The organism is Enterobacter sp. WI-ESBL-E8, assembly GCF_053364895.1.
In genome coordinates, this window is sequence record NZ_JBRWXJ010000001.1 from 1,149,249 (window position 1) to 1,161,995 (window position 12,747).

General features: G+C 57.6%; 11 protein-coding genes and 1 other annotated feature. Of the genes, 9 read left to right on the forward strand and 2 right to left on the reverse strand.

Annotation, left to right across the window (positions count from 1 at the left end; all coding sequences use genetic code 11):
- Positions 1-45: 45 nt before the first annotated feature.
- From ACWHWP_RS05455 to ACWHWP_RS05495, 9 genes are all read left to right on the forward strand, one after another.
- A complete protein-coding gene (locus tag ACWHWP_RS05455) occupies positions 46-423 on the forward strand; it encodes a DUF454 family protein (RefSeq protein WP_047347247.1) in 378 nt (125 codons plus the stop codon).
- Between the two features lie 151 nt (positions 424-574).
- Positions 575-1,126, forward strand: a complete 552-nt coding sequence (apt, locus tag ACWHWP_RS05460; RefSeq protein WP_000127359.1) for an adenine phosphoribosyltransferase — start codon at positions 575-577, stop codon at positions 1,124-1,126.
- Between the two features lie 88 nt (positions 1,127-1,214).
- Positions 1,215-3,140: a DNA polymerase III subunit gamma/tau gene (gene dnaX / locus ACWHWP_RS05465; RefSeq protein ID WP_047347246.1), complete on the forward strand. Its 1,926-nt coding sequence runs from the start codon at positions 1,215-1,217 to the stop codon at positions 3,138-3,140.
- Positions 2,470-2,534, forward strand: a sequence feature (DnaX frameshifting element). (Overlaps the previous gene by 65 nt.)
- 54 nt (positions 3,141-3,194) lie before the next feature.
- A complete protein-coding gene (locus ACWHWP_RS05470; protein WP_003858972.1) occupies positions 3,195-3,527 on the forward strand; it encodes a YbaB/EbfC family nucleoid-associated protein in 333 nt (110 codons plus the stop codon).
- Positions 3,527-4,132, forward strand: a complete 606-nt coding sequence (gene recR / locus ACWHWP_RS05475) for a recombination mediator RecR (RefSeq protein WP_008499298.1) — start codon at positions 3,527-3,529, stop codon at positions 4,130-4,132. Before ACWHWP_RS05470 ends, recR begins: the two co-directional genes overlap by 1 nt.
- A gap of 110 nt (positions 4,133-4,242) precedes the next feature.
- Entirely contained in the window at positions 4,243-6,117 is a 1,875-nt protein-coding gene (gene htpG / locus ACWHWP_RS05480; protein ID WP_047347245.1) for a molecular chaperone HtpG, read from the forward strand.
- Between the two features lie 195 nt (positions 6,118-6,312).
- A complete protein-coding gene (gene adk / locus ACWHWP_RS05485) occupies positions 6,313-6,957 on the forward strand; it encodes an adenylate kinase (protein WP_006809841.1) in 645 nt (214 codons plus the stop codon).
- A 124-nt stretch (positions 6,958-7,081) separates the two neighbouring features.
- Positions 7,082-8,044, forward strand: a complete 963-nt coding sequence (hemH, locus tag ACWHWP_RS05490) for a ferrochelatase (protein ID WP_014882814.1) — start codon at positions 7,082-7,084, stop codon at positions 8,042-8,044.
- Positions 8,045-8,106: 62 nt separating this feature from the next.
- Entirely contained in the window at positions 8,107-9,411 is a 1,305-nt protein-coding gene (locus ACWHWP_RS05495; RefSeq protein ID WP_447855190.1) for an inosine/guanosine kinase, read from the forward strand.
- Between the two features lie 91 nt (positions 9,412-9,502).
- On the opposite strand, the gene ybaL is transcribed toward ACWHWP_RS05495, so the two are convergent.
- Both ybaL and ACWHWP_RS05505 read right to left on the reverse strand, forming a co-directional pair.
- Positions 9,503-11,179, reverse strand: coding sequence for a YbaL family putative K(+) efflux transporter (gene ybaL / locus ACWHWP_RS05500; RefSeq protein WP_059311191.1), 1,677 nt, complete (start codon positions 11,177-11,179; stop codon positions 9,503-9,505).
- Between the two features lie 230 nt (positions 11,180-11,409).
- Positions 11,410-12,630: an MFS transporter gene (locus tag ACWHWP_RS05505; protein WP_447855191.1), complete on the reverse strand. Its 1,221-nt coding sequence runs from the start codon at positions 12,628-12,630 to the stop codon at positions 11,410-11,412.
- Positions 12,631-12,747 lie beyond the last annotated feature (117 nt).

Below are 12,747 nucleotides of genomic sequence, written 5' to 3' on the forward strand. Positions count from 1 at the left end.
TCTCCAGTGGTAAAGTAGCCGTTCAGTTTGATAACGATTCGCATTATGCAGCGTACTATTTTAATCATCATTGGCTGGCTCGCGGTAGTGCTTGGCACGCTGGGTGTGGTTTTACCCTTACTGCCGACCACGCCGTTTATCCTGCTGGCGGCCTGGTGCTTCGCCCGCTCGTCGCCGCGTTTTCACCACTGGCTGCTGTACCGCTCATGGTTTGGCGGCTATCTGCGGCACTGGCAAAAACACCGGGCCATGCCGCCCGGGGCGAAGCCGCGCGCGATCGCGGTGATCCTCATCACCTTCGCTATTTCATTATGGATGGTGAAAATGATGTGGGTGCGGATCCTGCTGCTGGTCATCCTGACCTGTCTGCTTATCTTCATGTGGCGGATCCCCGTGGTTGATGAAAAGCAACAAAAGCACTGAAGCCTCATCATGGCTGTTGCAATTATCACGCGCAGCCAGTAAATTCGACCGTTTTCGAGCACAGGTGCGCCTGGTCAAAGGTTAAACAATTGTTGCCTTTACCGACTCGTCGCGCGCCGTGAGTAACACTGTTTCATTTAGGCACAAACCGATGACCGCAACTGCACAGCAGCTTGAATATCTGAAAAACAGCATCAAAAGCATCCAGGACTATCCAAAGCCTGGCATTCTTTTCCGTGATGTCACCAGCTTGCTGGAAGACCCGAAAGCGTACGCGCTCAGCATTGAACTGCTGGTAGAGCGTTATAAAAACGCCGGGATCACCAAAGTAGTAGGTACCGAAGCCCGTGGCTTCCTGTTTGGCGCACCGGTTGCGCTGGCAATGGGCGTGGGATTTGTGCCGGTGCGCAAGCCGCGCAAACTGCCGCGTGAAACCATCGCGGAGAGCTACGAGCTGGAGTACGGCACCGATCAGCTGGAAATCCACGTTGATGCGATCAAGCCGGGCGACAAAGTGCTGGTGGTTGACGATCTGCTGGCAACCGGCGGCACTATCGAAGCGACCGTGAAGCTGATCCGTCGTCTGGGTGGTGAAGTGACCGACGCGGCCTTCATCATCAACCTGTTCGATCTCGGCGGTGAACAGCGCCTGGAAAAACAGGGCATTACCAGCTACAGCCTGGTGCCTTTCCCGGGTCATTAATCCCGGTTTTCACAACCTCGCTCAATGGGTGAGGTTGTGATAGCATTCCCCTCCATAAATTCACCTTCCAGCGTTGCAGAGCCTGCCCATGAGTTATCAGGTGTTAGCCCGTAAATGGCGACCACAAACCTTTGCTGACGTTGTCGGTCAGGAGCATGTGCTGACGGCCCTGGCGAACGGCTTGTCGCTAGGTCGCATCCATCACGCTTATCTTTTCTCCGGCACCCGCGGCGTCGGTAAGACCTCTATTGCCCGTTTGCTGGCAAAAGGTCTCAACTGCGAAACCGGGATCACCGCCACGCCGTGCGGCGTGTGCGATAACTGCCGCGAGATCGAGCAGGGGCGTTTTGTCGATCTGATCGAGATCGACGCCGCCTCGCGCACCAAAGTTGAAGATACCCGCGACCTGCTGGACAACGTTCAGTACGCTCCGGCGCGCGGCCGCTTCAAGGTCTACCTGATCGATGAAGTGCACATGCTGTCGCGCCACAGCTTCAACGCCCTGCTGAAAACGCTGGAAGAGCCGCCCGCGCACGTGAAGTTCCTGCTGGCGACCACCGATCCGCAAAAGCTGCCGGTCACCATCCTGTCGCGCTGCCTGCAGTTCCACCTGAAGGCGCTGGACGTTGAGCAGATCCGCGCGCAGCTTGAGCACATTCTTGATGAAGAGAAAATTGTCCACGAACCGCGCGCCCTGCAGCTGCTGGCCCGCGCGGCGGATGGCAGCCTGCGTGATGCGCTCAGCCTGACCGATCAGGCGATTGCCAGCGGTGACGGCAAGCTCTCCACCGAGGCGGTCAGCACCATGCTCGGCACGCTGGATGACGATCAGGCGCTTTCGCTTATCGAAGCGATGATTGCCGCCAACGGGGAGCGCGTGATGTCGCAGGTGAATGCGGCCGCTGCCCGGGGTATTGAATGGGAAGGGCTGCTGGTTGAGATGCTCAGCCTGCTGCACCGCGTGGCGATGCTGCAGCTTTCTCCGTCAGCCATTGGCGCGGATATGGCCGCCATTGAACAGCGGATGCGTGAGCTCGCCCGCACCGTGCCGCCTGCCGACGTGCAGCTGTATTACCAGACGCTGCTGATTGGCCGCAAAGAGTTACCGTTCGCGCCGGATCCCCGGATGGGCGTTGAAATGACGCTACTGCGCGCGCTGGCGTTCCATCCGCGGATGCCGCTGCCAGAGCCTGAGGTGCCACGGCAGTCTTTCGCGCCGGTCGCCCCTACGGCGGTGATGTCGCCGCAGCAGGTACCGCCGCAGCCGACGCCGCCGCCGCAAAACGTGCCGCTGTCGGATGCCACCAGTTCGGTGCTTGCCGCACGCAGCCAGCTGCAGCGCGCGCAGGGAGTAACCAAACCAAAAAAGAGTGAACCGGCAGCGCCAGGAAGAGCGCGGCCGGTGAACAACGCCGCGCTTGAACGACTGGCCTCGGTAACGGAGCGCGTACAGTCGCGTCCTGCACCGTCCGCGCTCGAGCAGAAAGCCCCGGTGAAAGAAGAGGCTTACCGCTGGAAGGCGACCACCATCATCGAAACGGTGAAGGAAGAGGTCGCCACGCCTAAGGCGCTGAAAAAGGCGCTGGAGCATGAGAAAACGCCGGAGCTTTCCGCGAAGCTTGCCGAAGAGTCCATTGCGCGCGACGCCTGGGCCGCCGAGGTCAGTAAACTCCAGCTGCCGAAGCTGGTCGAGCAGGTCGCGCTGAATGCCTGGAAAGAGCAGGACGGCAATCAGGTGCGTTTGCACCTGCGTCCGGGTCAACGCCACCTGAATTCACCCGGTGCGCAAAAGGCGCTGGCCGAGGCGCTGGCCGCTTTACAGGGTTCACCGGTTGAATTGACTATCATTGAAGATGATAATCCGGCAGTGAAAACGCCGCTGGAGTGGCGTCAGGCCATTTATGAAGAAAAGCTCGCGCAGGCGCGCGAGGCGATTATTGCGGATAACAACATTCAGACCCTGCGCCGGTTCTTCGACGCCGATCTGGATGAAGAGAGTATTCGCCCCATTTGATCGTGAGTCTGACTTACGGTTGTAATCCTTAAACGTGAAAGAAGAGAGAAGCCTATGTTTGGTGGAAAAGGCGGTCTGGGTGGCCTGATGAAGCAGGCTCAGCAGATGCAGGAAAAAATGCAGAAGATGCAGGAAGAGATCGCTCAGCTGGAAGTCACGGGTGAGTCCGGTGCCGGTCTGGTCAAAGTGACCATCAACGGTGCGCACAACTGCCGTCGCGTTGAAATCGATCCGAGCCTGCTCGAAGACGACAAAGAGATGCTGGAAGATCTGGTTGCTGCCGCGTTTAACGATGCTGCGCGCCGTATCGACGAAACTCAGAAAGAGAAAATGGCCTCTGTTTCCAGCGGTATGCAGCTGCCGCCTGGCTTCAAGATGCCATTCTGATGCAAACCAGTCCGCTGCTCACGCAGTTAATGGAAGCACTGCGCTGCCTGCCGGGCGTTGGCCCGAAGTCGGCGCAGCGCATGGCGTTTACGCTATTGCAGCGCGACCGCAGCGGCGGGATGCGCCTGGCGCAGGCTTTAACCCGCGCCATGTCAGAAATTGGTCACTGTGCGGATTGCCGTACCTTCACCGAGCAGGATGTTTGTAACATCTGCACGAACCCGCGTCGTCAGGAAAACGGTCAGATTTGCGTGGTGGAGAGTCCTGCGGACATCTACGCCATCGAACAAACCGGACAGTTTTCCGGCCGCTATTTCGTGCTGATGGGGCATCTCTCCCCGCTGGACGGTATTGGCCCGGACGATATCGGTCTTGACCGCCTTGAACAGCGCCTTGAGTCCGAAACGATCAAAGAGGTTATCCTCGCCACCAACCCCACGGTGGAAGGGGAAGCGACCGCTAACTACATCGCCGAGCTGTGCTCGCAGTACGGCGTTGACGCCAGCCGCATAGCCCACGGCGTGCCGGTGGGCGGCGAGCTGGAGATGGTGGACGGCACCACGCTGTCCCACTCTCTGGCCGGACGTCACAAGATTATTTTCTGACCAAACGGAGGCTGCGCGAGCCGCCTCCGCTTGAAAATTTCTCCCCTTATCCCCATCTCTCACTCAACGTTTTAAAACCCCATTAAATGGCATTGTTGAGGTCGACATAGATGAAAGGACAAGAAACCCGTGGTTTCCAGTCAGAAGTAAAACAGCTTCTGCACCTGATGATCCATTCCCTGTATTCCAACAAAGAAATTTTCCTGCGCGAGCTGATTTCCAACGCCTCGGATGCGGCGGACAAGCTGCGCTTCCGCGCGCTGTCCAACCCGGATCTGTACGAAGGCGACGGTGAGCTGCGCGTGCGCGTCTCGTTTAATAAAGAGAACCGCACCCTGACCATCGCTGATAATGGCATTGGGATGAACCGCGACGAGGTGATCGACCACCTCGGGACCATCGCGAAATCCGGTACCAAAGCGTTCCTTGAGTCCATGGGTTCTGACCAGGCGAAAGACAGCCAGCTGATCGGTCAGTTCGGCGTCGGTTTCTACTCGGCGTTCATCGTGGCGGATAAAGTCACCGTGCGCACCCGCGCCGCGGGCGACAGCGCCGAGAACGGCGTGCTGTGGGAGTCTAAAGGTGAAGGTGAATACACCGTTGATGACATCACCAAAGCGGATCGCGGCACCGAAATCACCCTGCACCTGCGTGAAGGGGAAGATGATTTCCTGAATGACTGGCGCGTTCGCTCCATCATCAGCAAGTATTCCGACCACATCGCGCTGCCGGTAGAGATTGAAAAACAGGAAGAGAAAGACGGTGAAACCGTGGTCTCCTGGGAGAAAATCAACAAGGCGCAGGCGCTGTGGACGCGCAACAAGTCTGAGATCAAAGACGACGAGTACAACGAATTCTACAAGCACATCGCCCACGACTTTACCGACCCGCTGACCTGGAGCCACAACCGTGTCGAAGGTAAGCAGGAGTACACCAGCCTGCTGTACATTCCGGCACAGGCACCGTGGGACATGTGGAACCGCGATCATAAGCACGGCCTGAAGCTGTACGTGCAGCGCGTCTTCATCATGGACGATGCCGAGCAGTTCATGCCGAACTACCTGCGCTTTGTGCGCGGCCTGATAGATTCCAACGATCTGCCGCTGAACGTCTCCCGCGAAATTCTGCAGGACAGCACCGTCACCCGTAACTTGCGCAACGCCCTGACCAAACGTGCGCTGCAGATGCTGGAAAAACTGGCGAAAGACGATGCGGAAAAATATCAGACCTTCTGGAAACAGTTCGGCCTGGTGCTGAAAGAAGGTCCGGCTGAAGACACCGCGAACGTTGAAACGATCGCCAAACTGTTGCGCTTCGCCTCTACGCACACCGACTCCTCCGCGCAGACCGTGTCGCTGGAAGAGTACGTGTCGCGCATGAAGGAAGGGCAGGAGAAGATCTACTACATCACCGCGGACAGCTACGCGGCGGCGAAGAGCAGCCCGCACCTCGAGCTGTTGCGCAAGAAAGGCATCGAAGTGCTGCTGCTTTCTGACCGCATCGACGAGTGGATGATGAACTACCTGACCGAGTTCGACGGTAAGGCGTTCCAGTCAGTCGCTAAGGCGGACGAGTCCATCGACAAGCTGGCGGATGAAGTGGACGAAAGCGCGAAAGAAGCCGAGAAGGCGCTGGAGCCATTCATTGAGCGCGTGAAAACGCTGCTGGGCGAGCGCGTGAAGGAAGTGCGTTTCACCCACCGTCTGACCGACACCCCGGCCATCGTCACCACCGATGCCGATGAAATGAGCACCCAGATGGCGAAACTGTTCGCTGCTGCGGGCCAGGCGGTGCCGGAAGTGAAATATATCTTTGAGCTGAACCCGGATCATCCTCTGGTGAAACGCGCGGCGGATACCCAGGACGAAGCCCGCTTTGCCGAGTGGGTTGAGCTGCTGCTGGACCAGTCTCTGCTGGCCGAACGCGGCACGCTGGAAGATCCTAACCTCTTCATTAAACGTGTGAATGCGCTGCTGCTGGCGTAACTGACCACGCCTCCCCTGGTCTTCTCCCTCTCCCCGTGGGAGAGGGCCGGGGTGAGGGCACCAGACCGCACTAACCCAAATAATCTCCCCCCGTTAACCGTTTCAGCCTTCCCGCCTTCCTTGAGCCGCACCCGTTCTGGTGGTATTGTTTAGCGCTTTTGAAAAATTGAAACGACATTTGAGGGGATTTTCGCAATGCGTATTATTCTGCTTGGCGCTCCGGGCGCGGGTAAAGGAACTCAGGCTCAGTTCATCATGGAGAAATACGGTATTCCGCAAATCTCCACCGGTGACATGCTGCGCGCCGCTGTTAAATCTGGCTCCGAGCTGGGCAAACAAGCGAAAGACATCATGGACGCAGGCAAGCTGGTGACCGACGAGCTGGTTATTGCTCTGGTCAAAGAGCGCATTGCTCAGGAAGACTGCCGTAATGGTTTCCTGCTGGACGGCTTCCCGCGCACCATTCCTCAGGCTGATGCCATGAAAGAAGCGGGCATCAACGTGGACTACGTTCTGGAGTTCGACGTACCGGACGAGCTGATCGTTGACCGCATCGTTGGTCGTCGCGTACACGCTGCTTCTGGCCGCGTTTACCACATCAAATTCAACCCGCCTAAGGTTGAAGGTAAAGACGACGTGACCGGCGAAGAGCTGACCACCCGTAAAGACGACCAGGAAGAGACCGTGCGTAAACGCCTGGTGGAATACCATCAGATGACCGCGCCGCTGATCGGTTACTACACCAAAGAAGCGCAGGCGGGTAACACTAAATACGCTAAAGTTGACGGCACCAAAGCCGTTGCTGACGTTCGTGCAGAGCTGGAAAAAATCCTCGGCTAATCGCGCGCCTCTCACCCGGGCCCCCGGGTGAGAAATATTCTCATCTTACCTATTACAGCAATGGGTTCCGTTTAAACGCATTTCCGCTACAATTGACAACCATTCAAATGGTTAAGAGGCGTGAATGAGTCAGGCGAAAACCGGCATCCTGCTTGCCAATCTGGGCACTCCAGAAGCACCTACATCAGACGCGGTAAAACGCTACCTGCGACAATTTTTAAGCGACACGCGCGTCGTGGATTTTCCGCGACTGCTGTGGTGGCCGCTGCTGCGTGGCGTCATTCTGCCGATCCGTTCTCCGCGCGTCGCCAAACTCTATCAGTCCGTCTGGATGGAAGAGGGTTCTCCGCTGATGGTCTACAGCCGTCGCCAGGAAAAGGCGCTGGCTGCCCGCCTGCCGGATATGCCCGTCGCGCTCGGCATGAGTTACGGAAAACCGTCCCTCGAAAGCGCGGTGGAATCCCTGCTGGCGCAGGGCGTGGACCACATCGTCGTGCTGGCGCTCTACCCGCAATACTCCTGCTCGACGGTGGCTGCCGTCTGGGATGAGCTGGCGCGCATTCTGGCGACCCGCCGCCGTATACCGGGCGTGACCTTTATTCGCGATTACGCGGATAACGACCTCTACATCAAGGCGCTTGCCAACAGCGCGCGCGCGTCGTTTGAAAAACACGGCGAGCCGGATCTGCTGCTGCTCTCCTACCACGGGATCCCGCAGCGTTTCGCCAACGAAGGGGATGATTACCCGCAGCGCTGCCGCGATACCACCCGCGAGCTGGTTTCCGCCCTCGGCCTGCCGCCGGAGAAGGTGATGATGACCTTCCAGTCGCGCTTCGGCCGCGAGCCGTGGCTGACGCCGTACACCGATGAAACCCTCAAAATGCTGGGGGAGAAGGGCGTGAAGCATATTCAGGTGATGTCGCCGGGCTTCTCGGCAGACTGCCTGGAAACGCTGGAGGAGATCGCGGTGCAAAACCGGGAATTCTTCCTTGAGGCCGGCGGTGAGAAGTACGAGTACATTCCGGCACTTAACGACTCGCCTGAGCATATCGACATGATGGTCTCGCTGGTGACAAACAGCCGCTGATCGCACTGTGGGCCGGGTTTGTGCTACCATTCCCGGCCTCTATTCTTTGCACAGTTCAGACCATGAAATTTCCCGGTAAACGTAAATCTAAACACTACTTCCCCGTTGATGCCCGCGATCCGCTCTTGCAGCAAATCCAGCCAGAAAATGAAACCAGCGCGGCATGGGTCGTCGGTATCGATCAGACGCTGGTGGACATTGAAGCGAAAGTGGATGATGCGTTTGTCGCCCGTTACGGTCTGAGCGCCGGACACTCGCTGGTGATTGAAGACGACGTTGCCGAAGCGCTCTATCAGGAGCTGGTGCGTGAAAATCTGATCACCCATCAGTTCGCCGGTGGCACCATCGGCAATACCATGCACAACTACTCCGTGCTGGCCGATGACCGCTCGGTCCTGCTCGGCGTGATGTGCAGCAATATTGAAATTGGCGGCTACGCCTACCGCTATTTGTGCAACACCTCCAGCCGCACCGATCTGAACTACCTTCAGGGCGTCGACGGGCCCATTGGCCGCTGCTTTACGCTTATCGGAGAGTCCGGCGAGCGCACCTTTGCCATCAGCCCGGGGCATATGAACAAGCTGCGTGCCGAGAGTATTCCGGAAGAGGTGATCGCAGGCGCCTCGGCGCTGGTGCTGACCTCGTACCTGGTGCGCTGCAAGCCGGGCGAGCCGATGCCGGACGCAACCATGAAGGCGATTGAATACGCGAAGAAATACAACGTGCCCGTCGTTCTGACGCTGGGCACCAAATTCGTGATTGCCGATAACCCAGAGTGGTGGCAGGCCTTCCTGAAAGAGCACGTCTCCATTCTGGCAATGAATGAAGAAGAGGCGGAAGCGCTGACCGGTGAGAGCGATCCGCTGCTGGCGTCAGACAAAGCGCTGGACTGGGTGGATCTGGTGCTCTGCACCGCCGGCCCTGTAGGTCTGTACATGGCAGGCTTTACGGAAGAAGAGAGCAAACGCAAAACTCAGCACCCGCTGCTGCCTGGCGCGATTGCCGAGTTCAACCAGTACGAGTTCAGCCGCGGTATGCGCCATCAGGACTGCATCAACCCGATGCGGATCTACTCTCACATCGCGCCATACATGGGCGGACCGGAGAAGATCATGAACACCAACGGCGCGGGCGACGGCGCGCTGGCCGCGCTGTTGCACGATATTACCGCCAATGCCTACCACAAAACCAACGTACCGAACTCCAGCAAGCACAAGTTCAGCTGGCTGACCTATTCGTCGCTGGCGCAGGTGTGCAAATACGCGAACCGCGTAAGCTATCAGGTGCTGAACCAGCACTCACCGCGCTTAACGCGTGGCCTGCCGGAACGGGAAGACAGCCTCGAAGAGGCGTACTGGGACAGGTAAAAGCAAAACGGCAACTCAGGTTGCCGTTTTTAGTGTTTGTTCCCTCTCCCTGTGGGAGAGGGTTAGGGTGAGGGCATCAGGCCGCACCACATTACCCCGTCACCCCTTCTTCAACCGGCGGATTCTCCAGCAGCGTCAGCATCGTGTTCGCAATCTCACGCTCGCCCATCACCACCTTATTCGCACCGCGCTCGGTAATGTATTCCACCTCGTCGTCATAATGCGCCCGTGCAATAATCTCAATATTTGGGCACTTCTCGCGCGCGGAAGCCACGATCTCGCCCGCTTCATAGCCGTTTGGTATGGTCAGCAGCAGCCAGCGCGCGCAGTCCAGATGCGCCAGGTTCATGATCTCTTCGTTCGCCGCGTTGCCCAGCACCGCACGAATGCCGCGCTCGCGCAGCTCGTCGACGCGGGTGCGCGACGTTTCAATCACCACCAGCGGAATACCCTGCGCCATCAGCTTCTCGCCGAGCAGGCTGCCCACGCGGCCAAAGCCGACCAGCAGGGCGTGGTTGCAAATATCCACCGGGATCTGCTTCTCTTCTTCGATGGCCTCTTCCAGGGTCTGCTCTTCCAGCGTTTCGGTTTTATCGAGGTATTTTTCCAGCAGGGCAAACAGCACCGGGTTCAGCATGATGGAGAGGATCGCCCCCGCCAGCACCAGGTTTTGTCCGGCCTGCGGCAGCAGGTTGAGGGCCATGCCCAGACCGGCCAGAATAAAGGCGAACTCGCCAATCTGCGCCAGGCTGGCGGCGATGGTCAACGCTGTACGCGGGGAGTGGCCAAACATTCGCACCAGGAAGAAGGCGGCGAGCGACTTACCAAAGATAATGATCGCCAGCGTGCCCAGCACCGCCAGCGGCTGGTGAATCAGAACCATCGGATCAAACAGCATCCCGACGGAGACGAAGAACAGCACGGCAAAGGCGTCGCGCAGCGGCAGGGTGTCGTGCGCCGCGCGGTGGCTCAGTTCGGATTCGTTCAGCACCATCCCGGCGAAGAACGCGCCCAGGGCAAAGGAGACGTCAAACAGCTCAACGGCACCAAACGCGATACCCAGCGCCAGCGCCAGCACGGAGAGGGTAAACAGCTCGCGTGAGCCGGTTGCTGCGCTGCGGGACATGATCCACGGTACCAGACGGCGGCCCACCAGCATCATGATGGCGATAAACGCCACCACTTTCCCGATGGTAATGCTCATATCCAGCGCCAGCGAAGCGAAGCCGACGTTGTCTTTTTCCATCATGCCGGCGACGGCAGGCAGCAGCACCAGCGTCAGCACCATGACCAGGTCTTCAACAATCAGCCAGCCTATCGCGATTTGCCCGCGCTGGCTGTCTATCAGCTGTCTCTCTTCAAGCGCGCGCAGCAGCACCACGGTACTGGCGGTTGAGAGACACAGCCCAAATACGATACCGGTCATTAACGACCAGCCCAGTAAGGCCGAAAGCGCCATCCCCAGCAGCGTCGCCACCCCTATCTGGGCGATCGCTCCGGGTATGGCAATCGACTTTACCGCCATCAAATCCTTCAGGGAAAAATGCAGGCCGACGCCAAACATCAGCAGAATCACGCCCAATTCCGCCAGCTCAGGGGCCAGTTTGGTATCCGCAACGAAGCCTGGCGTAAACGGTCCCGCCAGTACGCCCGCTAACAGATAGCCGACAAGAGGAGAAATACGCAGTTTATTAGCAATCATGCCGAGGATAAAAGCGAGCACAAGTCCACCAACAATGGTGGTGATAAGCGGTGTGGCGTGGTGCATTCCGTCTCCTTTCGTTGTGGGTGTTCCTTTTTGGTGAAAAACCAAAAAACCGAGTAATAGTTTATGACAATTTTTACTCTTGTGTTTATGAATAATTGTTGAATTTTGAATAAAACAGCAATATGCACCCAAAAAAGCGCATTTTGATAAATTCAGCGAGGAGATGAAGAAGAAACCCTTATGGCATCAGGGTATCAGGTAGCCAAAGTTTAACTTTGGCTACCGGTAATTTACGCTTTGTGGCGGTTATCAGGCAGGAATATGGTCAACATCCCAAGAAGTGGCAGGAAAGCGCAGATTTTATAAACCAGGAAGATGCTGGTGTGATCCGCAACCATCCCTAACACCGCGGCACCAAGCCCGCCCATGCCGAAGGCGAAGCCGAAAAAGAGCCCGGAAACCATACCGATACGCCCAGGCAGCAGCTCCTGGGCATAGACCAGAATGGCGGAAAAGGCGGATGCGAGGATAAAACCAATAATCACGGTTAAAATTCCCGTCCATTCAAGGCTGGCGTACGGCAAAATAAGGGTAAACGGCGCGACGCCGAGGATAGAGCCCCAAATAACGTATTTACGCCCAATCTTATCCCCCACGGGCCCGCCAATGACCGTGCCGGCCGCGACGGCGAACAGGAAGGCAAACAGGTGAATCTGGGCATTCTGTACCGATAATCCGAATTTTTGCATCAGGTAAAAGGTGTAATAGCTGCTGATGCTCGCCATATAGAAGTATTTCGAGAAAATCAGCACCAGCAGCACGGAAACCGCCAGGATAACCTTATTGCGCGGAAGGGGATTGGTTACCTTCGCTTTAGGTTTACCTTTATTCACCCGATGCTGAGCGGCATACCAGCGGCTGATCTGCGCCAGCACGACAATGGCCAGCAGCGCGGCCAGGACAAACCATGCCACGTTGCCTTTGCCGTAAGGGGCAATAATCACCGCGGCCAGCAGCGGGCCCAAAGAGCTACCAAAGTTACCGCCTACCTGGAAGAGCGACTGCGCCAGACCGTGGCGCCCGCCAGAGGCCATACGCGCCACGCGGGAAGACTCAGGGTGGAAAACGGACGAGCCGGTGCCCACCAGCGCGGCAGCAATCAGCACGGCCTCAAAGCTCCCCGCCATGGCCAGCAGAACCAGCCCGCTTAAGGTAAAGCACATGCCTATCGGCAGCGACCACGGCATCGGGTATTTGTCCGTCCAGTAGCCCACCACCGGCTGCAGCAGCGAGGAGGCCAGCTGGAAGGTCAGGGTGATCATCCCGATCTGCACGAAGGTGAGCGAGAACTCGGACTGCAGCAGCGGATAAATGGCCAGAATCAACGACTGGATCATGTCGTTGAGCAGGTGCGAGAGGCTGATTGCGCCTAATACTTTAAAGGAGGTGCGCGATGCTGGCGGCGACGCCGGCGCGCCCGGAACGGGCTGGGTTGATTCACTGATTGCCATAGAGAGAATTACCACGTCTTTAGTTATTAGAAATGCAGGGTGTAATTATTATCCGACTAACATACCCGCCCGGGACATTTGAAGAAAGTCGCAATTCTGAAAACTTATTTGTCTATT